This is a genomic window from Sphingosinicellaceae bacterium, from assembly GCA_019285715.1.
Classification (GTDB): Bacteria; Pseudomonadota; Alphaproteobacteria; order Sphingomonadales; family Sphingomonadaceae; genus Glacieibacterium.
The window spans coordinates 2137086-2162877 of the sequence record CP079108.1 but is presented as its reverse complement, the minus strand read 5'-3'; the positions used below and the strand labels follow the sequence as shown (position 1 = coordinate 2162877).

The window sequence follows — 25792 nt, the reverse complement described above, 5'->3', positions numbered from 1 at the left end:
GATGGTCGACGGTGAAGCGTTCGGGCTGTCGGTCGTGAAGGCGGTCAGGGGGTACGTCGACGCCCAGACCGCCGCCCTGCGCCTCGAACTGCGGGCGGCGCTGGACCGCGTCGGCGATCTCGAGGGTCAAGTCCGCGCGCTGACCGACCACGCGACCCGGCCGCAACCCCGACCATGATACCTTGGATCGACCAGGACGAAGACTATCAGCTGCTCATCAGGGTGACGCTGGGTTTCGTGCGCCGACACATCGTCGCGCAACTGCCGATCGCGCTGCCGCCCGAAATCCTCGACTTGATCATCGCCGACGCCGCTGCCGCCATGTTGCCGTACATGGTCGGCGTTCTCGAAGTCGACGGCGAGCTACTGCCGTTGCATCGGGGCGATCCGCCGCCCGAGCCCGAACTCGTCTAGCTTGGCGCAATTTTGGGGCCACCCCGGTGTCGGGGGTACGAGTCCGCAGCGGCCCCCCGGTCGCCCGGCTCAACCTGTCGTAGCGGAACTTCTTTTCAACTTTGGCGGTGCCGAGGCGCTTTAAAGCCGCTGACGCCTGCAATGGATTTAAGACTCGTACAGCGCCGTTTGTGGTCCTCCGGGGGTCGGTGGCACATCCGCCCTGGCCGCACGTCCTGAGTCATTCTGACACGCCTGCGGGCCTGATTGGGACCACCCCAGCCCTGAGAGGGTCGTCACCCGGGATGGCCCCTGCCGAGCAGGCACCGCATCATAGCATTTTTGGCAGAACTGTCTCGGACCGGATGCCAGCGTCAGTCGCGCTCCGCTATGCGGGCGTCGAGCCATGCCCGCACCTGTGCGGCAGGCCATGCGCTTGCCCTAGTCGATAGCTTAAATGGCCTCGGGAACTCTCCCTTCTGAACCATCTCGTAGATACGGCTCGCGGACAGATTCAACACCGCGACAAGTTGTTTCATGCGCCAGACCTCACCATTAAAAGTCGGCCTTTCTAGGAAGATCGGCTTGGGGGCGGTCGGCTTCTTGGGCTCGACAGGCTTCATGAGCACAATGGACATTAGCGGGTAGTCCAGTATCAGATTGGGGCGTACTGGATATTAGCCTGCCAGTTCGAAGGCAGACAAGCCCATCTCCCGCGGTCTTTGGCAAAGCTTGCCTTGGATTATTCTTTGCACGCATATTTTTATTCGTTTTCGCGACTAGTCGCAAAACGATTAGACAATGAGGTTGTTAGTAAATTCCGCAAGTTTAGCGACTTCGGTTCAAAGGCGATTATTTTTTCGAAGTTGCTGAAAGGCGTGCGCATAAGCGTCGTCGATCAGCCGTCCTTGGTCAGGACGTCGAGACCGATACTGCTACGCAAGTGGTCGTAGTGGTCGGCGAGCCACTGAACCATGAGCCTCCGTTGACTGAGCCACAGCGCCCGATTGTAGGCACCCCGTACCCCGTCCTTATTGATGTGGCCAAGCTGCCGCTCAATGTAATCGCTCGGGAAGTTGTTCTCGTTCAAGATTGTGCTGGCGATGGTTCGAAAGCCATGGCCGGTCATTTCCTCCTTACTATAGCCCATTGAACGCAGTGCGCTGTTGATCGTGTTTTCCGACATGCACCGTTGAGCTGTACGGATCGAGGGAAACAGGAAGGTGCAATCATCGCCGGTCAGGTCCCGAAGCTCGCGCAGAATGGCTACTGCCTGTGTCGGCAAAGGGATGAGGTGATCGTGCCGGCCGCCATTCATGCGCTCGGATGGGATAACCCAGAGTGCGGCGTCGAGATCGAACTCGGACCAGAGCGCTCCGCGAAGTTCGCTAGGTCTGACGAAGGCGAGTGCGGCAAGCTTTAAGGCCGCCGTGACGGATGGTTGTCCCTGATAATTCCAGCAGGCGCGGAGCAAGCCGCCCAGCCGATCGGCGTCGATGATTGCGGGATGGTTGCGCGGGCTGGGTGGAAGGAATTCGGACTTAAGGTCGCCCATCGGGTTGTACGCTCGGAGGCCACGGCGCACTGCATAAGCGAAGACGTCGCCGAGACGCTGGCGAACCCGCTTAGCGGTTTCTAGCAGTCCGGCTTGTTCAAGTGGCTTGATGACGGCAATGATCTCGGTCGCAGTAATCGTTGCGATAGGTTTGCCATCGAGGCTTGCCGCCTTATCGAGATGAAATTTAGCGGTGCGTGATGTGATGGCCGCAATACGGCCGCCGCCGCGCGGGAGATGCTCTCGCGCCTGAAAATCCGCCAGCCATGCCTTGCGCACGGTGCCGAACGTTTCCTGCGCGGCTATTGCAGCGGCGTCGGCGGTGGCCTGCTCGGCCGCACGGGACCGCTTCACCGTATTCGGGTCGAGGCCGTCGCGAAGCAGCGCGCGGGCGGCATCGCGGCGTGCGCGGGCTTCGGGCAAGCTGACCTCGGGGTAGACGCCGAAGGCGGCCAAGCGCTCCGCACCCCCGAAACGATATTTGAGCCGCCAGTACTTTGCCCCGGTGGTGGTGACCTCAAGATAGAGACCGCCACTATCAAAGAGTCGAATTTTGCGAGTCGTCGTTTTGGCAGCCCGAATGGCTGTGACAGTGAGCATGGGGGTATCAATCCTGACCCGGGCCGGGGGTCCGAGAGGCATACCCCCGAAAACCCCCCCAGCGCGTGCCGGATATTAATGGAGTCCACCGGAGCGCAGCAAGGTGCCGGAACCGGTTCAGAGCCTGGGAACGGCGGAATTCCGCCGTTTCCGACGCCCAAATAAAACGTATGGGACAAGACTGGAGTGTCGCGTGGTGACCCCTACGGGAATCGAACCCGTGCTTCAGCCGTGAGAGGGCCGCGTCCTAACCGCTAGACGAAGGGGCCGCGCAAGCGGAAGCGCGGGGATATGGGTGTGGACCCGCCAAGTCAAGCCGCAGCAGCGGCTTGATCGACACGGGCCCCCTTCAGGGCGTCGGCGAGGAGGAACGCGAGTTCGAGGGATTGCGACGCGTTGAGGCGCGGATCGCACTGCGTGTGGTAGCGATCGGCCAGCCCCTCGTCGGTTATGGCGATCGCGCCGCCGGTGCATTCGGTGACGTTCTGGCCGGTCATCTCGACGTGAATGCCGCCCGCATAGGTGCCCTCGGCGCGGTGGACGGCGAAGACGCTTTTGACCTCCGACAGGATCCGGTCGAACGGCCGGGTCTTGTAGCCGTTGCCGGCCTTGACGGTGTTGCCGTGCATCGGGTCGCACGACCATACGACGTTGCGCCCCTCGCGGCGGACGGCGCGGACGAGGCGGGGCAGGGCGTTCTCGACCTTGTCGTGGCCAAACCGGGTGATGAGCGTGATCCGCCCGGGCTGGTTCGCCGGATTGAGCAGGTCGAGCAGGCGCAGCAGCTCATCGGGCTCGAGCGACGGCCCGCACTTGAGGCCGAGCGGATTGCCGACACCGCGGAGGAACTCGAGGTGCGCCGATCCCTCGAAGCGGGTGCGGTCACCGATCCACAGCATGTGGGCCGAAGTATCGTACCAGTCGCCAGTCAGCGAATCCTGCCGGGTCAGCGCCTGTTCGTAGCCGAGCAGCAACGCTTCATGACTGGTGAAGAAGCTGGTCTGCTTGAGCTGGGGGACGGTGTCGGGCGAGATCCCGCACGCCTCCATGAAGTCGAGCGCCTCGCCGATCCGGTCAGCGACCTCCTGGTACTGCGCCGACCACAAGGAGCGCCCGGTGAAGTCGAGGTTCCACTTGTGGACCTGGTGCAGGTTGGCATAGCCGCCGCTGGCGAAGGCACGGAGGAGGTTGAGCGTCGCCGCCGACTGCATGTAGCCGCGCATCATCCGCGCCGGATCGGGCTCGCGGGCCTCGGGAGTGAACTCGATGCCGTTGACATTGTCGCCGCGGTAGCTCGGCAGCGAGACGCCGTCGATGACCTCGAAATCGCCTGACCGCGGCTTAGCGAATTGCCCCGCCATGCGCCCGACCTTCACCACCGGCAGCTTCGACGCGAAGGTCAGGACCACCGCCATCTGCAGCAGGACGCGGAAAGTGTCGCGGATGTTGTTGGGGTGGAATTCGGCGAAGCTTTCCGCACAGTCGCCGCCCTGGAGCAGAAAAGCCTTGCCCGCCGCGACCTCCGCCAACGCCGCGGTCAGGTCGCGCGCCTCGCCGGCAAAAACCAGCGGCGGGTACGTTAGGAGCTCGGCCTCCGCCGCCCCGATTGCTGCAAGGTCGGAGTAAATCGGGAGCTGGCGGGCCTCGTGCGAGCGCCAGTCATCAGGGGTCCAGTTGTGGGCAATCGTCATAATCTGCGCGGTTTGCGTCCGTTTGTGGAACGATGCAAGCGTCAGTCGACTGACCAGTTCTCGATCCTTAGGCGCTCGATCCCACTAATTGACCAGCGCCAGACGACCTAGCGCATCAACACCAGCTCTTCGGACATCGTCGGGTGGAGTGCGACGGTGTCGTCGAATTGCGCCTTGGTCAGCTTCGCCTTGATCGCGATGGCGACGGCCTGGAGCACTTCCGGCGCATCGGGGCCGATCATATGGGCACCAACGACACGGTCCGACGCGCTGTCGACGACGAGCTTGTACAGCGCGCGCTCGTGGCGGCCTGCGAGCACGTTGCGCATCGGGCGGAAGTCGGAAGTAAACACCTTCACCGTCCCGAACGCCGAGCGCGCATGGGATTCGGTCATTCCGACACTGCCTAGTGGAGGGTTGGCGAACACGGCGCTCGGCACGCAGTCGTAGTCGACCGTCCACGGCTTGTTGCCGAATACCGAGTCCGCAAACGCATGGGCCTCGCGGATCGCGATCGGGGTCAGCTGGATGCGGTCCGTAACGTCACCGACCGCGTAGATGTTCTCGACGTTTGTGCGGCTGTGCGGGTCGACCGCGACCGCGCCGCGCTCATTGAGTTCGACACCAGCGGCCTCGAGGCCGAGCCCCTCGATGTTGGGTCGGCGACCGACCGCCCAGAGCAGCAGGTCGGTGTCGATCGGATCATCACCCTTCACATGGATGCGGATGCCCTCGTTTGTCTTCTCGATGCTTTCGAAGCCGCAATTGAAGCGGAAGTTGATGCCCTTGGACGTGCTGATCGTCAGCAGCCGGTCCCGCAACGCTGCGTCCCAGCCGCGCAGGATGGTGTCGCCGCGGTTGGCAATGGTGACGTGAACCCCGAGCTCGTGGAAGATGCCGGCGAATTCATTGGCGATGTAGCCGCCGCCGACGATGACCAGGCGCTTCGGCAGTGTCTCAAGGTGGAAAACCTCGTTCGAGGTGATGCCGTGCTCGGCGCCGGGGAGGTCGGGGACCAAGGGACGCGCTCCCGTGGCGATCAGCAGCTTGTCGAAGGTGATGCGAGCACCGTCGACCTCCGCGGTGTGGGCGTCGATCAGGACGGCGCGACCGTGGAGCGTGGTCACCTGCTGCGCGTCGAGGTTGGTCTGGTAGATCTCGTTGAGGCGGTCGACCTCGGCTAGGACATTGTCGCGCAACGTCGGCCAGTCGAACTTGCGCTCGCCGAGCGTCCAGCCGAACCGGCGCGCATCGACCAAGTCCTCGGCGAAGTGCGAGCCGTAGACCAGCAGTTTCTTGGGTACGCAGCCACGGATCACGCAGGTGCCGCCGACCCGGAACTCCTCGGCGACCGCGACCTTGGCACCGTGACCGGCGGCGATCCGCGCACCACGCACCCCGCCCGAGCCAGCACCGATGACGAAGAGGTCGTAGTCGTAGGACATGAAGAAGCTTTCGGGCTGGACGGTCCGCACCGGGACAGATGACCATCTAGGTGCGTACGGGGTGAATAACGAGTGCGGCGCGTTGGCGGGCAGCTATGCGATGGGCGGGCAGGAGACTATCCAAGCCGCTAAGCGAGCCGGGCACCGTCGGGTATATCGTCCTCCGTCGTCGCCAGCACGATGGCGCCGGCAGCATCGGCGAAGCCCAGGACCAGTACCTCCGAGCGGATCGGGCCGATCTGCCGCGGCGGAAAGTTGACGACGGCGAGGACGCGGCGACCGATCAGATCCTCCGGCATGTAACGCCCGGTGATCTGCGCGGCGCTCTTGCGGAAGCCGATGGCCGGCCCGAAGTCGATCATCAGGATGTAGGACGGATTTCGCGCCTCGGGGAAGCGCGACGCGGTACGGACAGTGCCGGTCCGGATGTCGACCTTCAGGAAATCGTCGAAGGTGATCGGCGGCGCGGCCGGTGCGTGCGGATCGTGAACCATGTGCATGCGCGCCGCCTACTCGACTTCGAGAAACTTGTGGACCGCAGCGATCACCACCGAGCCTTCGCCGACGCTCGACGCGACGCGCTTGACCGAGCCGGAGCGGACATCGCCGACTGCATAGATGCCCGGCTTCGATGCGGCATAGGCACTGTCGGGGCTCCCGGTGCAGACGAAGCCGCCATCGTCGAGCTTGAGGCAGCCGTCGAGCCAGTCTGTGTTGGGTACTGCGCCGATCATCACGAACACGTTGGAAATCCGGCGGGTTTCGGACTCGCCGGTGTCGCGGTCGATCCAGGTGACGCGTTCCAGCGCGGCGTCGCCATCAAGACCGGTGATCTCCGTCGCGGGGTGGACGGTGACCTTGTCGCTGCTCTCGAGGCGCTGGACGAGATAGTCGGACATCGTCGCTTTGAGGCCCGAGCCCCGGACGAGGATGTGGACCTGCTTGACCGTCCGGGACAAGAACACCGCCGCTTGGCCCGCCGAATTGCCGCCGCCGACGACGATGACCTCCTCGCCGCCGCACAGGCCCGCCTCCATCGCTGTCGCGGCGTAGTGGATGCCCGAGCCCTCGAAGCGGTTGTAGTTGGCGACGTCGAGCTTGCGATAGCGCGCGCCGGTCGCGACGATGACGGCTCGGCCCTGCACGCGGGCGCCGTTGTCGATGATCACCGCATAGGGGTGGGTGCTACAGTCTAATCCGGAGACCGCGCGGGCGATGGCGAGCTGCGCGCCGAACTTTTGCGCTTGGACCTGCGCGCGGCCGGCCAGCGCCTGTCCTGAGATGCCGGTCGGGAAGCCGAGATAATTCTCGATACGGCTGCTGGTGCCGGCCTGGCCGCCAGGCGCCATCGACTCGACAACGATGGTGTCGAGGCCTTCGCTGGCTCCGTAGACCGCCGCCGCCAACCCCGCCGGACCCGCCCCGACGATGATCAGGTCGTGGACGTGGGTGGGGTCGAAGTCCTCGGTCAGCCCGAGCGCGTCGGCAAGTTCGGCGTTGCTCGGGTTCCGAAGCACGCGGTGGTCGCTGAGGATGATCACCGGCAACTGCGTCGCGTCGAGGTGGAAGCACTCGAGGAAGCCACCCGCGTCGGCATCGGTGTCGGTGTCCAGCAGCCGGTGCGGGTAGCCGTTGCGCGTCAGGAAGCGCGCCAGCCGCAGCGTGTCGCTGCGATGCCCGGGTCCGACCAGTTCGATCCCCTGGCCGTGGCGGATCAGCCCGACGCGGCGCAGGATATAGGCCCGCATGATGATCTCGCCGAGGTCGGCCTCGGTCGCGACCATATGGCGGAAGGTGCTGCGGTCGATGCGCACGACACGCGTCGGTCCACGCGCGCGGCCCGAGACAAGAATCCCGCGACCGTTGAACAGGTCGAGTTCGCCAGTGAACTGGCGTGGGCCGTGAACGGTGATGATGTGCTCGCTGCCGTGTTCGCCGGCCTCGTAGACCTCGACCGCACCGTCGAGAACGAGGAAAAAGTCGGCACCGCGTTGCCCCCGCTCGTAGATATGAGCCCCGGACGGGACGTCCTCGGCGTGGCCGTAAGCAGCAATCCGCGCTGCCATCTCGTCGTTGAGCGTCGGGAATGTCTGCGCGCTTCGCGCATAGGGGTCGTCGGCGTCGAGACCGGCTGGCTCGGCGGGAAACGAGGTCATTCGACCGTCACGGACTTCGCCAGGTTACGCGGCTGGTCGACGTCGGTGCCCTTGATCACCGCGACATGGTAGGCGAGCAGCTGGATCGGCACCGCATAGACCAGCGGCGCGATCAGCGGATGGACGGTCGGCATCTCGATCGTCGCCATGCAGTCCTGGCCCGCCTGCGCGATACCCTCGGCATCGGAGATCAGCACGACCTGCGCACCGCGCGCCTGCGCCTCGTGCATGTTTGACACGGTCTTGTCGAACAGCGGCCCGGCAGGCGCGAGAACGATCAGCGGCACGGTGTCGTCGATCAACGCGATTGGCCCGTGCTTCATCTCACCCGACGCATAGCCTTCGGCGTGAATGTAGCTGATTTCCTTCAGCTTCAGCGCACCTTCGAGCGCCATCGGATAATCCGGGCCGCGACCAAGATAAAGTACGTCGCGCGCAGCCGCGATGTGGTGGGCGACCGCCTGGATGGCGTCCTCACGGCCCAGTGCCGCGTTCATCGCGGCAGGGACCTCCTGCAACTGGTGCACGAGTTCGGCCTCGGCCTCGGCGGTTAAGCGACCCTTGGCTTGGGCGAGATTGACCGACAGCGCCGCCATGACCGCCAGCTGGCAGGTGAACGCCTTGGTCGAGGCGACGCCGATCTCCGGACCGGCGTGGGTCGGCAGCAGCAGGTCGACGCTCCGCGCCATCGAACTGGTCGGCGAATTGATGATGCCCGCGGTGGTGATGCCCGCGGCCTTCATATGCTGGAGTGCGGCGAGCGTATCGGCGGTCTCGCCCGACTGCGAAATCACGACGCCGAGGACGTTCCCGGTCAGCACCGGGTCGCGGTAGCGGAATTCAGACGCGACATCGACGTCGACGGGCACGCGCGCCATCTGCTCGATCCAGTATTTGCCGACCATGCCGACGTAGGACGAAGTCCCGCAGGCAACGATGACGACGCGCTCGATCGCCGACAGGTCGAAGTCCATCTGGGGCAGGGCGACCTTGGACTCGACGCCGCGGAGGTACGAGCGCAGCGTCTGCGCCACCACCACGGGCTGCTCGTGGATCTCCTTGAGCATGAAGTGGCGGTAATTGCCCTTGGTAATCATCGCGCCGGTCAAGCCCGACATCGTCACCGGGCGCTTCACCGGCTGGTTGTCGCGGTCGTAGATTTCGACTTTCTCGCGGCTCAGCGCGACCCAGTCGCCTTCCTCGAGATAGGCGATGCGCTGGGTCAGCGGGGCAAGGGCGAGGGCGTCCGAGCCAAGGTAGTTCTCGCCGACGCCGTAGCCGATGGTCAGCGGCGCACCGAGGCGCGCGCCGATCAGCAGGTCGGGCTCGGTCTCGAACATGAAGGCCATCGCGAACGCCCCCTGGAGGCGGGGCAGCACGGCGGCGACGGCTTCGCGGGGCGTGGCGCCGCGCTCGACCTCGCGCGCGACCAGGTGCGCGACGACCTCGGTGTCGGTCTGGCTGCGGAACACCCGGCCCTCGGCGAGCAACTCGTCACGGAGCGGCTTGAAGTTCTCGATGATGCCGTTGTGGACGATCGTCACCGGGCCGACGATGTGCGGGTGGGCGTTGTCCTCGGTCGGCGCGCCGTGGGTGGCCCAGCGGGTGTGGGCGATGCCGATGCGGCCGGGCAGGGGGTCCGCCGCCAGCTTTGCGGCGAGGTTGTTGAGCTTGCCCTCGGCACGACGGCGATCAAAGTGGCCATCATGGATCGTCGCGATCCCAGCGCTGTCGTAGCCGCGGTATTCGAGGCGGCGCAGGCCGTCGAGCAGCCGCTCGCTGACGTCATTCGTGCCGAGGATGCCGATGATGCCGCACATGCTCTAGGATTTCCCTGCCTTGCGCGCCGCCATGACGCTGCGGAAGCGTGTCGCCCAGCCCGGCTTGATCGCTTGTGAACCGCGCGCGAGCGCCAGAGCGCCCGCTTCGACATCGGAGGTAATGGTGCTGCCGGCCGCGACAATAGCGTCATCGCCGATCGTCACCGGCGCGACCAAGGCACTGTTGGAGCCGATGAAAGCGCCAGCACCGATACTCGTGCGATACTTGAGAAAGCCATCGTAATTGCAGGTAATCGTGCCTGCTCCGATATTGGCTCGTGCTCCGATCTCGGCGTCACCGAGGTAACTGAGATGGTTGGCCTTGGCGCCGATGCCGAGGTGGGCATTCTTGACCTCGACGAAATTGCCAATCTTGGCGTGGTCGTCGAGGATCGTGCCCGCCCGCAGCCGTGCGAACGGCCCGACCTCGACGCCCGCGCCGATGCTCGCACCCTCGATATGGCTGAAGGCGCGGATCGTCGCGCCCGACGCGACCGTCACGCCCGGCCCGAACCAGACGTTGGGCTCGACGGTGACGTCGGCGGCGATCACCGTATCGAAGGCGAACCAGGTGGTTTCCGGTGCGATGAGGGTGACACCGTCCGCCATCGCCCGCGAACGTCGCTGCTGCTGCCAGCCGGCCTCTACTACCGCGAGTTCGCCGCGCGAATTAATGCCCGCGACCTCGTCGGCATCGGTCTCGACGACGCGGGAAGGGCGATCGGCCAGCCCGACGATGTCGGGCAGGTAATATTCGGCCGCCGCATTGTCGTTGCCGACCCGTCCGAGCAAGGGCCACAAATCGCGCGCTCGAACCGCCATCAACCCGGAATTGCACAGCGTCACGGCGCGCTCGGCGGCGCTCGCATCCTTGAACTCGACCATCTTCTCGATGATCCCATCCGAAGCGAGGATACGTCCGTAAGCCGCTGGATCAACAGGCCGGAAGCCGAGCACGACTGCTGCAACAGCGTCGTCCAACGCATCGAGCATCGTGTGCATGGTGGCCGTCTCGACCAGTGGCACATCACCGTAGAGGATCAGGATATCGCCGTCGAAGCCCGCCAGCGCCGTCTCCGCCTGCTGGACCGCGTGCCCGGTTCCGAGTTGCGGATCCTGCAGCGCGACGACCGCGCCGGTACCCTCAAGCGCTGCCTCGACCTGGTCCCGGCCCGATCCGACAACCACGACCGTAGCCGCAGGCGTCAACTTGGCAACGCTCGCCAGCAGGTGCAGCAGCATCGGGCGACCTGCCAGAGGGTGCAATACCTTGTGCAGCGAGGACTTCATCCGCGTACCCTTGCCAGCTGCCAGGATGATCACGGCGACGGGGCGGGAAGGGGGCAGGTTCACGATCGGCTCCTCGCATATCGGACTTGTCTTTTCCAGCGCCAGCGGTGAGTTGGAGCGATGAGCCTCGATCTTCCTGAACTTGTCATCTTCGACCTCGATGGCACCCTCGTCGACACTGCGCCGGACCTGGGCAGCTCGCTCAACCACGCGTTGGCAAGCGTTGGCAGGCCTCCCGTCGAGACCGGCACCGTCCGGCACCTTGTCGGTCACGGTGCCCGTGTCCTGATCGAACGCGGCCTGGCCTTGTCGGGGAACGTCGACGCAGCGGTCGTCGACCAGGCGATGCCCGCGTTCATGGAGTTCTACTCCGCCCATATCGCGGACGGGTCAGTACCCTTCGACGGCGCGGAGCAAGCTATGGACCGACTCGCGGCCGGCGGTGTCACGCTTGCGGTCTGCACCAACAAACCGGCTGCGCTAGCCGTGCAACTTATTGCCGCACTCGGCTGGAGCGACCGCTTCGCTGCGGTGCTCGGCGGCGACAGCATCGCGGTGCGGAAACCCGACGGCCGCCACATCGAAGCGACGGCGCAAGCTGCGGGCTACGACCTCAGCGACGCGATTTTCGTCGGTGACACATCGGTCGACGTGGCCGCTGCGCGTGACGCAGGGGTTCCTGTCATCATCGTTGCATTCGGCTTCGCCGGCGCAGCGTCTGCGGACCTGGGAGCTGATGTCGTGATCCAGCATTTTGACGAACTCGTCGACACTGTGCGCCAGCTTAAGAGCTGACGGCTCGCTCGCGCCGCTTGGCGGCCTCCCACAGGCGCTCCTTTGCCTCGAGGTCCAGCCCCGGGAAGCTTGCGCCGGCGTCGGCCTCCATACCGCGAAAACGCCGCTCGAACTTGGCATTGGCGGCGCGCAGCGCGGCCTCGGGGTCGATCTCGTGCTTGCGGAGCAGGTTGACCGCCGCAAACAGCAGGTCACCAGCTTCCTCGGCGAGGTCGGCGGCGGCGGTCGCGGCCTCGAACTCCTGCATTTCCTCGTCGACCTTGGCACGCGCTCCGGCGGCATCGGGCCAGTCGAAGCCGACGCGTGCAGCACGGCGCTGCAGCTTGTCGGCACGCATCAGCGCGGGCAGGGCGAGGGTCACCCCGTCGAGCGCCGAGTTCCGGACTTTCTCCTGCGCTTTCAAGGTCTCCCACGTCAGTTTCTGAGTCACTGCGTCAACGTCCGCGGTGGCATCGCCGAAGACATGCGGGTGCCGCCGCACCATCTTGGCGACGATCGCTGCGACGACATCGGGGAGGGCGAACAGCCCGGCTTCCTCGGCGATCCGCGAATGGAACACGACCTGGAGCAGCAGGTCGCCGAGTTCGTCCTTGAGTTCGGCCATGTCGCCGTCGGAGATCGCCTGCGCGACCTCGTAGGCCTCCTCGATTGTATAGGGCGCGATCGTCTCGAAACTTTGCGCGACATCCCATGGGCAACCGGTAACGGGGTCGCGCAGCCGCGCCATCAGTTCGACCAGAGGCTCGATCACGCGACCCGCGTGATCTTGTAGACCGAGGCCGGGGGCAGGTTGATGAAAGCACCGCCGACGCGCTTCGCCTCAAGACCGAGCCGGTCGAGGATCGGCCGCTTCACCGGGCAGCGCGGGCCATAGGTGAACTGGTAGAACGCGCCACCTTCGCGAAGGTGAACAAATGCGCCCTTGAAGATCTGGAGCACGGCACGCGGCGGCATCGCCAGCACGGGCAGGCCGCTGACGACAGCGCCGGCCTTCTCGCCGCCCGGCAGCTCGAGCCGTCCAAGCCGAGTCGCATCCATCGACAAAATGGTCGCCTTCGGCAGCCTGTAGCGCAGCAAGTTCACGAAGTTTGCGCCCATCTCGACGAGGATCAATTTTTCCTCGGGCACACCGCGCGCCAGCAAGGCATCGGTGAACACCCCGGTACCAGGCCCGAGCTCGATGACCGGCCCGGTCGAGGCATCGATTTCCCGGGTCATCATCGCCGCCAGGGCGCGTCCCGATGGCAACACCGAGGCAACACGCAGCGGGTCCGACAACCACTCCCGCAGAAATGCGCCATTGTCGGACGACCGGGCTTGCTGGGTCATGCTCACAGTGTCTCCATGCCACTGCGCGGGGCAGGCTGCCAGCATCTTCGTAAGCCGACATTCCAGTCCGATAATCTATATTATGTTAAATGATGTCATTTTCTATGGAGCTTACGACGGTGTGAAATCTACGATCAGCCCGTCGTAGCCCGGCTCCACACCGGGCGGCAGCGCGTTGGCGAGCGTCGCAAAGTCCATCGAGTTGTCCATGTGCGTCAGGACTGCACGCGATGGCCGATACTGCTCGATCCATGCGAGCGTCTGGTCGAGGTGGCTGTGCGTCGGATGCGGATTGTGGCGCAGGGCGTCGACGATCCAGAGATCGAGGTCGGCCAGCGCAACGGCCGCATTAGACGGCAAGGCCTTGACGTCGGTGGAATAAACCAAGGCCTGGCCGGCGTGCTCGAACCGGTACCCGGTAGACTCGATGTTGCCGTGGTCCTGCTGGAAGCTGGTGATGACGAGCGGCCCAATGCGGAGGATTTGGGGCAAGTCGTGCGCGACCGCGGTCGCCCGGTAGAACGAGGTGCCCTCGAAGACATAGTCGAAACGGCGCTTGAGGACGCTCCACGTCGCGGCGGCCGCATAGCAATCGACGGGTTTGCCGCTGTTGTGAAACAGCTGGCGCAGGTCGTCGATACCGTGGCTGTGGTCGGCGTGGTCGTGCGTGTAGAGGACCGCGTCGACGGTCCCGACATTGGCCGCGAGGAGCTGGTTGCGCAGGTCGGGCCCGGTGTCGACAAGGACTCGGGTACCGTCCGCCTCGACCAGGATCGATGCGCGGGTGCGGCGGTTGCGGGGGTCGGCCGGGTCGCAGCTGCCCCAGTCGTTGCCGATGCGCGGCACACCGCTCGACGTGCCGCAGCCTAGAATCGTGATCTTCAGGGCCGTGTCGCCTTGCTGAACAGGCGGAAGAAATTGTCGGTGGTGGTCTCGGCGAGGGTGTCGACGCCCTGCCCGCGCAGGTTTGCCACGAACGCCGCGGTGTGCGCCACGAACGACGGCTCGCAGGTCTTGCCGCGCATCGGGACCGGCGCGAGGAACGGCGCATCGGTTTCGACCAGTAGCCGGTCGGCGGGCACCAGCGCGGCACTGGCCTGCAGATCGCGGGCGTTCTTGAAGGTCACGATGCCTGACAGCGAGATGTAGAAACCCAATGCAAGTGCCTGTTCGGAAAAGGGCTGGCTCGCGGTGAAGCAATGGATGACCCCGGTGAAGGCGCCCTGCTCCATCTCATCGCGCAGGATCGCGGCGGTGTCCTCCTCGGCATCGCGGGTGTGGACGATGATCGGTAGGCCGGTGTCGCGTGACGCAGCGATATGGGCACGGAAGCTGGCGCGCTGCCGGTCACGGTCGCTCTTGTCGTAATAATAATCGAGGCCGGTCTCTCCTATTCCGATGACGCGAGCATGCGAGGCTGCGTCGATCAGGCGGACGGCGTCGGTGTCGGGGTGAAGATCAGCCTCGTGCGGGTGGACGCCGACGGTCGCCCAGATGTCGGGTTCACGCGCGGCGAGGCCGGTGATCTCGTCCCACTCCGAAACCCGCGTCGAGATCGCCAGCATGGTGCCGACGCCGGCAACGCGTGCGCGGTCGATAACGCCGCGTTGGTCCTCGACAAGGCCCGGATAATTGAGGTGGCAGTGGGAATCGACGAGCATCATGCGTCCACCCAACGCGGGAAAACCCCCTGGGGAGCCGGTAGCGTCGCGCCCATCGTCAGGGCGACGTCGAGGCTGTCGAACCCGCGCCGGTCGGTGGCGACGGCGAGCTGGTCGAGGACGGCGGCAGCCGACACCGGGATCACCGGCTGGATCAAGATCGCGATGCGGCGCACGGCATCCAGCGCCTCATAAAGCACCTTTGTCATCCGCGGGAAGTCGCTGTTCTTGAGGCCCCACGGCGCTGCGTCGGCGAAGTACTGGTTTGCGGCGGCGACCATCTCCATGACCGTTGCGAGAGCCCGGTGCGGGGCGAGATTGTGCATCTCGGCCATGTAGACATCAGTCTTGGCGGCGAGTTCGTCCCGCAGGACGAGATCGGCAGGAAGGTCCGCGGGCGGGTCAATCGGCAGGCATCCGTCGAGATTCTTGGCGACCATCGACAGCGCGCGTTGGGCGAGGTTGCCGATGCCGTTGGCAAGGTCGGCGTTGGTGCGCTCGACGATGGCCTCGTGGCTGTAGTTGCCGTCGTCACCGAAGGCGACGTCGCGGAGCAGGAACCAGCGCAGCCGGTCGACACCGAGCGTGCCGGCGAGTTCAAGCGGATCGACGACATTGCCGACCGACTTCGACATCTTGACGCCGCGATCGAGCACGAAACCGTGCCCGAATACCGTCTTGGCGATCGGCAGGCGCGCCGACATCAGGAACGCGGGCCAATAGACGGCGTGAAAGCGCACGACGTCCTTGCCGACGATGTGAAGGTCGGCAGGCCACCAGTCGCTCTCGCCGGCAGCGTCGAAGCCGTTCGGGAAGCCCGCGCCGGTCAGGTAGTTGGTCAGCGCGTCGACCCAGACGTACATGACGTGGCCGGGCGATCCGGGCACCGGCACGCCCCAGTCGAAGCTGGTCCGCGACACCGACAGGTCTCGAAGTCCGCCGGCAACAAACGACCGCATCTCGTTGACGCGGCTGGAAGGACGGACGGCGCCGGGGTCGTCGAACAGCGCAAGTAGGCGGTCCTGGTACTTGGACAGGCGGAAGAACCAGCTCTCCTCGACGGTCCACTCGACCGGCGTGCCCTGCGGTGACAGGCGCAGCGCCGCACCGTCTGCGTCGGTGGCGTCGATCAATTCGGACTCGTCGTAATAGGCCTCGTCGCGGACCGAGTACCAACCCTCGTAGCGGTCGAGGTAAAGGTCGTCCGCGGCGGCCATCCGGCACCAGAGCTCCTGGCTCGCGGCATAATGGTCGACGTCGGTGGTGCGGATGAAGCGGTCGTAGCTGATGCCGAAGGTCGCGGCCATTTCCTGGAACGCCTTGACCGTGCCGTCGACATATTCGCGCGGGCTTAGGTTCGCGGCGCGCGCCGCTTGCGCGATCTTGAGGCCGTGCTCGTCGGTGCCGGTCTGGAACAGCACCGTCTTCCCGCACAGCCGCTGGAAGCGGGCGATCGCGTCGGTGGCGATCACCTCATAGGCGTGGCCCATGTGCGGCGCGCCGTTGGGGTACGAGATCGCGGTGGTGACGTAATAATGATCGGCGGGCTTCATCGCCCGCTCTTATGCGGGTGCGGCTAGTCCGCCAACCCCGCGACGAGCGTCGCCAACTCGAACGCCACTGCCTGCGGCTCGAGCGCGAGCGGTACGGCACCCGCGGCGAGGTCGTTGGCGCGCTCCCACAGCAGGACGGCACGAGCGCCGCGCGGCCCTGAGCGCGCAGCGGCGGCGCGAGCGATGTAGGCGGGGGCGAGGTCGAGGAAGGCCGAGTAGCGCACCGCCGCGGTCTTGCCCGCCAGCGTCCGCGCCAGGCCCAGGGCGCGGGCGGTGCCCTCCCCGCCTCGTGCTATGGCGAGCGCGTCCATGTCGCGGGTCAGGCCCTCGACGCCGGCTTCGGCGAGCTGCAGCGCGCGGCCGGGGGCCCCCTCAGCGACGGCGACGAGCGCGGCGATTTCGCTGGCGGGAAGTTCAGGGCGTGCGGTCTGGAGGACGATCGCGACCTCGGTGTCACTGAGCGGCTGGAAACGCAGAGTCCGGCAGCGCGACCGAATCGTCGGCAGCAGGCGGCCGGGCGAGTGGCTGACGACGAGGAACAGCGTCCCAGCGGGCGGCTCCTCGAGGTTCTTGAGCAGCGCGTTGGCAGCGTTGGTGTTCATCTCGTCGGCCGAGTCGACGATGACGACGCGCCAGTCGCTGAGTGCCGGGCGGTTGCGGAACAGCGGCTGGAGCTGGCGGACCTCCTCGACGCGGATGACGGTGCGGAGCTTGCCCTTGTCGTCGGCGGTGCGGCGCAGGCTGCGCAGGTCCATGTGGCTGCCGGCGTCGACGAGCGCGCTGATCGGATGGGTCGAGGGCACATCGAAGCTGTCGTCACCGACGGGCGGGCCAGCGGAGGTCGCGAGCGCCCAGGTTGCGGCGGCGGCAGCGAAGGTCGCCTTGCCGACGCCGGGCGGTCCGGCGAGCAGCCAGGCGTGGTGCGGGCGTCCCGACAAGAAAGCGGCGCGGAAGGCGGTGGCCTGTTCGGCGTGGCCGATCAGCACCGGTTGTCATCCCGCCGCACGCCGGGACCCAGCTTTCGGACATTCACGGCGCTTGGCGAAGCTGGGTCCCGGCGTGCGCCGGGATGACAATAGTGCCGCTCAATCATCGCCGCTGTCGACGTGCATGTGCGAATCGAGGCTGCCCGCGGCCGGTGCGCGGAAGTCGCCGCCGGGGTGCGCGGGTGGCGTCGGATGAAGCAGCGGCTCGACCTCGGCCCAGATCGCGGCGGACACGGTGTCTGCGTCGAGCGATCCATCGATCAGCTTGCAGCGGTGCGGCTCGGTCTCGGCGAGTTCGCGGAAGCCCTGTGCGACCCGGAGGTGGAAGGCGAGCGCGTGGTCTTCGAACCGCCCTTCCCCGCCGCGGCGGCCGGCAGCTCGCGCCAGTCCGGTCTCGACGGTGACCGCCAGGATCAGGGTCAGGTCGGGCCACAGGTCGCCGCCCGCGATGTGGTGGAGGTTCCGGAGCGCGGAATCGGCGAGGCCCTTGCCCGCGCCTTGATAGGCCAGCGTCGAATCGATGAAGCGGTCGCAGACAACCCACTTGCCGGCGCCGAGGGCGGGACGGATCAGACGCTCGACGTGGTCGGCACGCGCGGCGTTGACCAGGCAGGCCTCGGCGGCAGCGCTCCAGCGGTCGGCATCGCCCTCGACGAGCAGCGCGCGGATCGCCTCGGCGCCGGGTGTGCCGCCGGGTTCGCGGGTCGTCACGACCTGCTTGCCCGCTGCGGTCAGCCGCTCGGCAAGGCGGAGCGCCTGGGTCGACTTGCCCGCGCCCTCGCCGCCCTCGAGCGTGATGAAGCGCCCGCTCACTTCTTCAGTACAAGGGTCCGGAAGGCGCTGCCGATGCGGCCGAAGAAGCCGGCCTTGTCGACGTCCTCCGCGGCGACCAGCGGGATCCGCGTCGCGGGCATGCCGGGCACGGTCACGACCAAAGTCGCGATGGGTGCGCCGCGCTTGATCGGTGCCTTGATCGGGCCGTCGTAGACGATCTTGACGACGCGCTGCCCGCCAAAGCCGCGCGGTACGGTGACTGCAAGGTCGATCGGCCCCATTAGCCCGACGGTATCGGCGGATCCCATCCACACCGGGGCGCGGTCGATGACCTTGCCCGCGGGTGCGATCAGCTGCTGGGTCCAGGCGCGGAAGCCCCATTCCATGAAGGCGACCGATTGCGCGATGCGCTCGTTGAACGACTTGAGGCCGGCAATGACCATGACCAGCCGCCGGCCGTTCTGTACCGCCGAGCCGGTGAAGCCGAAGCCCGCCTCCTCGGTGTGACCGGTCTTGAGGCCGTCGGCACCGGCAACGCGACCGAGCAGCGGGTTGCGGTTGGGCTGGGTGATGTCGTCGCCCTTGCCCAGCGTCTTGCCCCAGGTGAACTGGTTGACCGGGTAGAAGCGCGTGTAGAGGCCCGGGAAATCGTTGATCGTGCGCTCGGCGATCTTGGCGAGGTCGCGCGGCGTGACGTGCTCGGTCGGATCGGGCCAGCCGTTGGTGTTGGCGAAGTGGCTGCCGGTCAGGCCGATCTGCTTGGCCTTGGCGTTCATCAGCGCGACGTACTGCTCCTCGGTGCCCGCAAGGCCCTCGGCGAGCACGACGCACGCATCGTTGCCCGACAGCGTGATGATGCCGTGGAGCAGGTCGGAGACGCTGACCTCCTCGTTCGCCGACAGGAACATCGTCGAGCCCTGCGAGTGCCACTTGGCCCAGGTCTCGGGCCGGACGCGGACCTTCTGCTCGAGCTTGGCGTCACCGCGCTTCAACATGTCGAAGGCGACATAAACGCTCATCATCTTGGCCATCGAGGCGGGCGGCATCTGCGTGTCGGCACCCTTGGCGTACAGCACCGCGCCGTTCGACAGGTCCTTCATGTAGGCCGACGTCGCGGTCGTGGTGAACGTCGGCATCGGCGTCTGGGCACTCGCCGGGACAAGAGCCGTGGCGGACGACGTGGCGATAAGCAGCAACGCGGCGGGCAGACGCATGGATCAGGGAGCTCCGGGCTTGGGGGTAACCAGTCGAGCCGTCGTGTAGCCCGCGCCTTGCACGCGCGCCAGTACGGGAGTTGCGCTCGCGGCGTCGATATACGGCCCGAGGCGGACGCGGGTCAGGCCGCTGGGCAAGCGCTCGGTCACGACGGGCCCGATCGGAGCGAGGAAGCCCGACAGCCACGCGGCGCGACCGGCGTCGGCGAGGGCGGCGACCTGGACGTAGACGGTGCCGGCCGGGGCTCCGGGGATGGCAACAGTGGTGACGGGGGCGTCGGGTGGGGTTACCGTTTCGACGGGCGCGGGCAGCCCGGCGGTCTCGCCCGGCGGCGGAGCGGGAACGGACGCGACGACTGGAGTGACCGGAGTTTTTGGCGGGGGAGCCAGCGCCGCCACCTGCACCGCCCCCGGAAACACCCGCCGCACCCGGACACGCGCGGTCCCGGGCCGGTCGACCCCGAGCAACTGCGCCGCCTTGCGCGACAGGTCGATGATGCGCCCGTCGACGAACGGCCCGCGGTCGTTGATCCGCACCGTCAGGACGCGGCCGTTGTCGAGGTTGGCGACCTCCACATAGCTCGGCATCGGCAGCGTCTTGTGCGCCGCGGTCAGGCCGTCCTGGTCGTAGGTCTCGCCGTTCGCCGTGCTGAGGCCGTGAAAGGTCGGGCCGTACCAGCTGGCGATGCCGGTGGTGTCGTAGGCGCGGTCGTCGGCGGGGTAATAGGTCTTGCCGAGCACCCGGTAGGGCTGGCCGATCTTGACGCCAGGGGCTGCGCCCGTCACCGCACGCGTCGCCGCCGGGCGCGGCGCTTGCCCCGCGCACCCCGCCAGCACCAGCGCGAGGGCGACCGCGCTACTTGAGCGCATCGCCGAGGAGCGCCACCGACAGGGCGTAGAAGTTGGAGCAATTGTAATCGAGCAAGCGCCGGTAATTGGCGAAGGTCAGGTAGGCTGGACCGCCGGGGCCGTCGGGCTCGACCAGCGTCGCCAGAGTCGCGTCGGCGGGCCACGGATTGCCGTCGGCCCGCGTCATCCCGAGCGTCTTCCATTCGCCGAGGCTGATCCAGCGGCTGTGCTTCGAGAGCACGCGCGAGCACGTCGACGGCGCGACCAGGTTGCGGATGCGCTCGCGGTCGAGGCCGGGCGGCACCAGCACCGCGACCCCCCAGCCCTCGCCGCGCTTCCAGCCCTTCACGCTGAGATAGCGGCTGATCGAGGCGGCGACGTCCTCGCCGGAGTTCCAGATGTCGGCGCGCCCGTCGCCGTCGCCGTCCGCCCCGTAGGCGAGTAGCGAGCTCGGCAGGAACTGCGGCTGGCCCATCGCGCCCGCCCACGAGCCACGCAGCTGCACGCGGTCGGCGACGCCGCGGTCGACGAGCGTCAGTGCCGCTGTCAGCTCGCGCGTGAACAATTCGCGTCGGCGGCCCTCGTAGGCGAGGCTGGCGAGGCTGCGCAGCACGTCGAAGTTGCCAGTGACGGCGCCGTAGCTCGACTCCATCCCCCAGATGCCGAGCACGATCGACTGCGGCACGCCGGTGGTCGCTTCGAGCGTGCTGAGCCTCGCCTGGTAGCGGGCCTTCGCCGCCATGCCACGCGACTCCCGCACCGGCTCCAGTCGACGCGCCAGATAGTCGGTAAAGCGCGCGGCCGGCAGCGGGCTCGAATCGTCCGGCTGACCGCGATCGAGCTCGACGACGCGCGACGAATAGGTCAGGCCGGTCAACGTCGCGTCGAGGGTGGACGACTTGATGCCCTGCGCCTGGGCGGTGGCGCGGTAGGTCGACAGCCACGCCTCGAACCCGGTCTCGGCGCTCGGGTCGACGACCTCCTCGTCGGGCACCGGATCGGCCTTCAGGACCTGGGCGGCGGTGGGCGCGGCGACGAGCGCGAGGTAAATCAACAGGGTCTTCACCCCGCGGCTAGTGCCACACCCCTGCCCCACCGGCCAACCCCACCTGGCAACCAACATCTTGCGAACCGCCCCGCAATCGCCGAAACGGGCGGTGCCGGAGAGGTGGCCGAGTGGTCTATGGCAACGGTCTTGAAAACCGTCGTGGGGGTGACTTCACCGTGGGTTCGAATCCCACCCTCTCCGCCAAGCTCTTAAGGGCATTGAAAAGTAAGAATAATGCCCAAAAGACAGAGACATAAGGCCTCACTGGCACACAGGACTGCTACACAGGGGCAGTATGTGACACAGCAAAATCGGCTCGTTCAGCGCAACGGAAAATGGACTTTTCGGGCGCGAGTCCCGACTGCTTTACGCGACGCCCTTGGCAGGCTTGAGATCACGAAATCCTTTGGATCAGCCTCTTACGCTGAGGCTGTAAGGCTCGCTCGGTTGGAAAGCGTCCGCGTCGATGCATTATTTGCAGAGACTGCGTCGGGTAGAGAAAACAGCACAGCCATCGAAATCACAGATGCAGCGCTCGAAAATTTGGCCAGACGCTATCTTCACCAGCTTGAGGTCGCGTCCCACCCCATGCCGTTCAATGATGCCGAGCGGAGACAGCGAGGTCACGCCGCCGAGGATAATGCCGCCGATGTTGGGCGATCTACCGAGGATGCGGGATTGCAACAGGTTGCAGTGAAGTTGGGGAGGGACGCCGGACTAGCAGTAGACACAAGAACACCAGAATTTTTCAGGCTGATTGAAGCGGTCCAGCGGTCGCTCATCGAGCACTATAGACGCGAGAGAGACCGAGCGGCACTCAAGGCTGAGAAGGCCTACGACCCTTTATTTGCCGCAGTTTCCAGTTCAGCGCCGCCCCCGATTGCGAAGCTATCGATGGCCAAGGCCGTCGAGATGTACGTCGCCTCGCCAGAGCGATTGGGAGCCGCAACGAAGACCAAAGCAGCGTACCGATTTCGCTTTTCAGTTTTGGTGGAACTCATCGGTGCGGAGAAGCCCGTGGGCGAGATCACGCGTGGCGACGTCAGGGACGTCAGAGACATCTTACTTCGGCTGCCGCCTAATGCACGCAAACGCTTTCCGTGCAAGTCGCTGCGTACCGTTGTCGAGAATGCGTCCACTACCGGCGTTGCCCCAATGTCGGCAAAGTCAGCAAAGCTCTATTTGGAATGTCTGAGCAGCCTTTTCCGGTGGCTAAATGTCGAAGAGCTGGCACCCAAAAATCCTGCCCTTGGTATAAAGGGGCCATCACTTCCAGATACAGTCAATCGGCGGTCATTTACAGTTTCGGAACTTAATTTGATGTTTGCCTCCGCCCCATTCAACGCGACGGATACGCAAGGTTGGCTTTTTTGGTTGCCACGCATTGCGCTATTCACAGGAGCGCGCTTTGCCGAACTGCTTGGACTGAAAGTGGCCGATATCATTATCGTTGATGGTATAAATGCGTTGGACATAGTTCCAAATGAGGTGCGAGGGCTCAAGAATAAGGTCAGTCGCCGCATCGTTCCCATCCATCCTGCGCTCGCCGACATAGGATTTTTGACCTATGTTCGCTCTCTGCCACGAGACGGTCTATTGTTTCCAGAAGCAGCTGGTCCAGCGAACATGGTTACCGCGCGAAACAAGCAAGTTGGACTCGCTTTGCGCAAGCTGATCCCAGATCGCGCTATTGTGTTCCATTCACTTCGGCACACGTTCAAGGACGCCGCGATGAATTCAAATATTTCGCGCGACATGGTTGCTGCTCTTGGCGGTTGGGAATTACGTGGCGGGCGGGGAGCCATGGATGATTACGGGCGAGATCGGCTGGCAAGAGTGCTTGCGGCGGAGGTTGCCAAGCTGAAATTTGACGGGGTAATCTTGATATAAATCCGTTCGTCCGCCGAAACATATCCTTCGCGATCTCCTCGGGGGCTGCTGCAATTTGATCTATGTAGTTGGTAGTCGGGCGATCTCTCGACGGCTGTCAGTTACGTGCGGAAGCCTATCTCAAGCGGCGGCGGTCAGGCTGTTCAGGCGAAGCGACCACTTCTGGAGTATGCCCTGAAATGCATCGTCGACCCAAGGCGGAACATCATCCATGCCCGGGATTAGCAACCCGGGCAGGGTTTTATTCGCCTGCCTGCCGTAATTGAAACGAAACTTGTTCGCCCGGATGCACATGCAAAAGAACAGCTTCTGCTCAACCGTCATTGCGAATTTAGGACGCAGGAAAAACAAGTCGCGCCCGCTGTAGAACGGGTCGGGCTGGAGGAAGGCCTCAGCCACAGAGCCACCGCCAGCAACGGTCAGTACCCCGGCCTCTATCGGTTCAATTCCATCGACCAACTTTACTTTCGCCGACACGCCGTTGTTTCGGGCTGTGCGTGAAACGAAATTTACGCCTTCCGGGTCGATCTCCAGCGAGTTCAGCTCAAGGTTGGTTCCGTATATTACATCGAATAGTTCGGAGACTTTCACAAGCTTAGTCATGGCATCTCCCCTTCTATCTCGAAGGCATTTAACAACTTAAATACGATGAATTTTTTGGCAACGTCGCTAAAAACGCTTTCGCCCATCACACTGTAATCTGTCTCAATGTACGCCTCAGCGCACCATTCCTGCACACCGGTCACTTCCTTCAAAATGCTCAGGCTCGGCTCGCTTTCGCGATTGAGATACACGGAAAGCCAGTGCTGTTTGATGGCTGGCCACTGTCCACGATCGATGCGGCCCAAGTGTTTCGTTTTCTGGAAGCCGTCGTCTTTGAAATATCCGAAAAAGGTCTTATAGCCCGCTGGCTGCGGGTTGTGTGCCTCTAAGACAACGATGCAGGTTATGACCCCAACAGGATAGAACAGGTCATCAGGCATCGAAAAGACGCCCCTCAATGTGTGTTTGTTCAACAGCCGGTCACGCACGGCCTTAGTCGGCGCACTGGTGGAGGTCACGCAGCTCATTTGAAGGATCGCCGCACACCGCCCGCCCGGCGATAGGCAGGCGAGCGCATTCTCCACGAACTCAAGCTGTCCATCCTCTCCGACGTCATATGGGGGATTGAGAAACGCGACGTTGGGGCCGAGCGCCTTGACCTGCACGACGCTATCTTGAGAGAAGGAATCGCCTTGATAGATATGCGATTTGCCGTCGCCACTCATCATCATGTTAGCGCAAGCGAATGTGAACATGTCCGTGCGCTTTTCAATGCCGATAAGCTGGCTTTCCTTGATCTGCTTCCGCTTAGCTTGGTCATTACCGGCCAATTCCAGCATCCGTTTCATGGACGCGATTAAGAATCCGCCTGTTCCGCAGCAAGAGTCAAACACAATATCGTTCACGTTCAAATTTACAATGTCGCAAAAAAACTCGGTGATGTGCTGCGGCGTGAGCACGAGACCTGACTTCTTATCAGTACCAGCATAACGGATAAATTCACGATAGAACCGCCCAAGGACATCATAACCTTTATCTCCCAAAGTGATAAGAGGCAGAATTGACCTTTCGAGGCGCTCCGTGATCCCACGAAGCACGTAATTATCTTCCAGAACCGCAGCTTTCTTTTTCTTTATCTTCTCGGATTTGGCGATAGCGTGATTTTCAATCTTTTTGAACTCGCCTATCATTGACTGAACGCGGTAAGCGTCGATCTTATTATCTTCAAGTACACTATGAATGCTGTTTACGATTTCTTCTGCAAGTCTCTCTGGTGTGGGCTTGAGCTTCTTCGATACAGCTCGACTTTTATAGGATTTTCTAAATGCTTCATCCTGTAGTGCAAGTAGTATAGCGCTCACCAACGTGCAACGCTCATATTCAACAATGGAATAGTCATTCAGCTCATTATTGAGATCGATAGCTGTCTTTGTAATCTCGGTGCTCTCGATACTTTTGGCCTCCACCTCACCTTTAAGGCGAGAGATATAAGAATATATATCCAGAAGGTCGCCGTCCTCCTCAGTGACCGCCAACTCACCGCGCTTCTGATAAAAGCTCGATATCTTTAGTTTCGATTTTTGGAGTCCGCTAACTGCGATGGAGATCACATTATATTCATGGGCCAAAAACGAAGAATAATGCAGTGCCCCATCAACGGCGTAGGCGGCCGGGGATTTCAGATCGACGCTTCTATGGAATTTGGGATCCTTCTTGCATTCCACGACAATTATGTCATCGGGAAGCGATGGAAAACTGATAATAAATTCTGGCGAGCCTATTTTGCCTGTCATATTCTTTGACGCTTTGGCGAGGCACCCCTTCGCCCTCGCGATGCTGGTCTTTTGCTCATCGAACCGAACCGCATTAAAGAGGGGGTCAGTCTTGAAATGATCCCGCACGAAATCTTCGGTAACGCGTTCTGTCGTCACGACCCGGCAACCAGATCGATGTAACGCAAACGCTCAACGCCCACCCCCCTCGCTAGCGTCCTCGCCTGAACGAAGGTGTCGAAATTCCGCGCGTTGTGACGCGCGGTGACCTTGGTGACGTAGCGGGAAACGTGCTTGGGGCTCATCTGGCGATAGAAGCCCTCATACCCCCGCTTAAGCATCGCCCAAAAGCTCTCGATGCCGGTCGTGTGAGCCACCCTGTTCATATACTCCCCAACGTTGTGCCTGACCGATCGAAGGCCGGACGA

At 64.1% G+C, this 25792-nt stretch carries 25 protein-coding genes and 2 tRNA genes; 5 read left to right on the top strand and 22 right to left on the bottom strand.

Going from position 1 to position 25792, the window contains the following annotated elements; genetic code table 11:
• The first annotated feature begins 1 nt into the window (after position 1).
• The gene (locus KX816_10055) at positions 2–178 is read left to right on the top strand and encodes a hypothetical protein (GenBank protein ID QXQ08268.1); all 177 of its coding nucleotides are present in this window, start codon (positions 2–4) and stop codon (positions 176–178) included.
• Positions 175–414 carry a hypothetical protein gene (locus tag KX816_10050; GenBank protein QXQ08267.1) on the top strand — a complete coding sequence of 80 codons (240 nt, stop codon included), beginning with the start codon at positions 175–177 and terminating at the stop codon, positions 412–414. Before KX816_10055 ends, KX816_10050 begins: the two co-directional genes overlap by 4 nt.
• A gap of 353 nt (positions 415–767) precedes the next feature.
• Here the strand turns inward: KX816_10050 and KX816_10045 are convergent, their stop codons facing one another.
• From KX816_10045 to glmU, 9 genes are all read right to left on the bottom strand, one after another.
• On the bottom strand, positions 768–1016 hold the full coding sequence (locus KX816_10045) for an AlpA family phage regulatory protein (GenBank protein QXQ08266.1): 249 nt from the start codon (positions 1014–1016) through the stop codon (positions 768–770).
• Between the two features lie 275 nt (positions 1017–1291).
• Entirely contained in the window at positions 1292–2548 is a 1257-nt protein-coding gene (locus KX816_10040; GenBank protein QXQ08265.1) for an integrase arm-type DNA-binding domain-containing protein, read from the bottom strand.
• A 194-nt stretch (positions 2549–2742) separates the two neighbouring features.
• Positions 2743–2817: transfer RNA gene (locus KX816_10035), tRNA-Glu, on the bottom strand.
• Between the two features lie 42 nt (positions 2818–2859).
• A complete protein-coding gene (locus KX816_10030) occupies positions 2860–4233 on the bottom strand; it encodes a 3-deoxy-7-phosphoheptulonate synthase class II (GenBank protein QXQ08501.1) in 1374 nt (457 codons plus the stop codon).
• A gap of 113 nt (positions 4234–4346) precedes the next feature.
• Entirely contained in the window at positions 4347–5684 is a 1338-nt protein-coding gene (gene gor / locus KX816_10025) for a glutathione-disulfide reductase (GenBank protein QXQ08264.1), read from the bottom strand.
• 128 nt (positions 5685–5812) lie between these two features.
• Positions 5813–6184 (bottom strand): tRNA-binding protein, encoded by a 372-nt coding sequence (locus KX816_10020; protein ID QXQ08263.1) that lies wholly within the window; start codon positions 6182–6184, stop codon positions 5813–5815.
• A gap of 9 nt (positions 6185–6193) precedes the next feature.
• Complete coding sequence (locus KX816_10015; protein ID QXQ08262.1) at positions 6194–7840, bottom strand: FAD-dependent oxidoreductase; 1647 nt, start codon at positions 7838–7840, stop codon at positions 6194–6196.
• A complete protein-coding gene (gene glmS, locus KX816_10010; GenBank protein ID QXQ08261.1) occupies positions 7837–9660 on the bottom strand; it encodes a glutamine--fructose-6-phosphate transaminase (isomerizing) in 1824 nt (607 codons plus the stop codon). Before glmS ends, KX816_10015 begins: the two co-directional genes overlap by 4 nt.
• A 3-nt stretch (positions 9661–9663) precedes the next feature.
• A complete protein-coding gene (gene glmU, locus KX816_10005) occupies positions 9664–11013 on the bottom strand; it encodes a bifunctional UDP-N-acetylglucosamine diphosphorylase/glucosamine-1-phosphate N-acetyltransferase GlmU (GenBank protein QXQ08260.1) in 1350 nt (449 codons plus the stop codon).
• 57 nt (positions 11014–11070) lie between these two features.
• Between glmU and gph the strand changes: the two genes are divergently transcribed.
• Entirely contained in the window at positions 11071–11745 is a 675-nt protein-coding gene (gene gph / locus KX816_10000; GenBank protein ID QXQ08259.1) for a phosphoglycolate phosphatase, read from the top strand.
• Here gph and mazG read toward each other — a convergent pair.
• The 10 genes from mazG to KX816_09950 all read right to left on the bottom strand — a co-directional run bounded on the left by mazG (position 11735) and on the right by KX816_09950 (position 21234).
• A complete protein-coding gene (gene mazG / locus KX816_09995; GenBank protein QXQ08258.1) occupies positions 11735–12496 on the bottom strand; it encodes a nucleoside triphosphate pyrophosphohydrolase in 762 nt (253 codons plus the stop codon). The two genes, gph and mazG, sit on opposite strands and share 11 nt — an antisense overlap.
• On the bottom strand, positions 12493–13074 hold the full coding sequence (locus KX816_09990) for an SAM-dependent methyltransferase (GenBank protein ID QXQ08257.1): 582 nt from the start codon (positions 13072–13074) through the stop codon (positions 12493–12495). The genes mazG and KX816_09990 overlap by 4 nt, the downstream gene beginning before the upstream one ends.
• Positions 13075–13185: 111 nt before the next feature.
• Positions 13186–13959: an MBL fold metallo-hydrolase gene (locus KX816_09985; GenBank protein QXQ08499.1), complete on the bottom strand. Its 774-nt coding sequence runs from the start codon at positions 13957–13959 to the stop codon at positions 13186–13188.
• Positions 13956–14735: a TatD family hydrolase gene (locus KX816_09980; GenBank protein ID QXQ08500.1), complete on the bottom strand. Its 780-nt coding sequence runs from the start codon at positions 14733–14735 to the stop codon at positions 13956–13958. Before KX816_09980 ends, KX816_09985 begins: the two co-directional genes overlap by 4 nt.
• Positions 14735–16288 (bottom strand): methionine--tRNA ligase, encoded by a 1554-nt coding sequence (metG, locus tag KX816_09975; protein QXQ08256.1) that lies wholly within the window; start codon positions 16286–16288, stop codon positions 14735–14737. Before metG ends, KX816_09980 begins: the two co-directional genes overlap by 1 nt.
• Positions 16289–16311: 23 nt before the next feature.
• Positions 16312–17274: a DNA polymerase III subunit delta' gene (locus tag KX816_09970; GenBank protein QXQ08255.1), complete on the bottom strand. Its 963-nt coding sequence runs from the start codon at positions 17272–17274 to the stop codon at positions 16312–16314.
• Between the two features lie 99 nt (positions 17275–17373).
• A complete protein-coding gene (tmk, locus tag KX816_09965) occupies positions 17374–18087 on the bottom strand; it encodes a dTMP kinase (GenBank protein QXQ08254.1) in 714 nt (237 codons plus the stop codon).
• Complete coding sequence (locus tag KX816_09960; GenBank protein QXQ08253.1) at positions 18084–19262, bottom strand: D-alanyl-D-alanine carboxypeptidase; 1179 nt, start codon at positions 19260–19262, stop codon at positions 18084–18086. Before KX816_09960 ends, tmk begins: the two co-directional genes overlap by 4 nt.
• Before the next feature lie 3 nt (positions 19263–19265).
• The gene (locus KX816_09955; protein QXQ08252.1) at positions 19266–20132 is read right to left on the bottom strand and encodes a septal ring lytic transglycosylase RlpA family protein; all 867 of its coding nucleotides are present in this window, start codon (positions 20130–20132) and stop codon (positions 19266–19268) included.
• On the bottom strand, positions 20119–21234 hold the full coding sequence (locus KX816_09950) for a lytic murein transglycosylase (protein QXQ08251.1): 1116 nt from the start codon (positions 21232–21234) through the stop codon (positions 20119–20121). Before KX816_09950 ends, KX816_09955 begins: the two co-directional genes overlap by 14 nt.
• Positions 21235–21273: 39 nt before the next feature.
• Here KX816_09950 and KX816_09945 point away from each other — a divergent pair.
• A tRNA-Ser gene (locus tag KX816_09945) sits at positions 21274–21363 on the top strand.
• 243 nt (positions 21364–21606) lie between these two features.
• On the top strand, positions 21607–23049 hold the full coding sequence (locus KX816_09940) for a site-specific integrase (protein ID QXQ08250.1): 1443 nt from the start codon (positions 21607–21609) through the stop codon (positions 23047–23049).
• A gap of 120 nt (positions 23050–23169) precedes the next feature.
• On the opposite strand, the gene KX816_09935 is transcribed toward KX816_09940, so the two are convergent.
• From KX816_09935 to KX816_09925, 3 genes are read right to left on the bottom strand one after another with little or no spacing between them, the layout of a single operon-like run.
• The gene (locus KX816_09935) at positions 23170–23652 is read right to left on the bottom strand and encodes a hypothetical protein (protein QXQ08249.1); all 483 of its coding nucleotides are present in this window, start codon (positions 23650–23652) and stop codon (positions 23170–23172) included.
• Positions 23649–25523: an SAM-dependent methyltransferase gene (locus KX816_09930; GenBank protein QXQ08248.1), complete on the bottom strand. Its 1875-nt coding sequence runs from the start codon at positions 25521–25523 to the stop codon at positions 23649–23651. Before KX816_09930 ends, KX816_09935 begins: the two co-directional genes overlap by 4 nt.
• Positions 25520–25741: a transposase gene (locus KX816_09925; GenBank protein ID QXQ08247.1), complete on the bottom strand. Its 222-nt coding sequence runs from the start codon at positions 25739–25741 to the stop codon at positions 25520–25522. Before KX816_09925 ends, KX816_09930 begins: the two co-directional genes overlap by 4 nt.
• Positions 25742–25792: the final 51 nt, after the last annotated feature.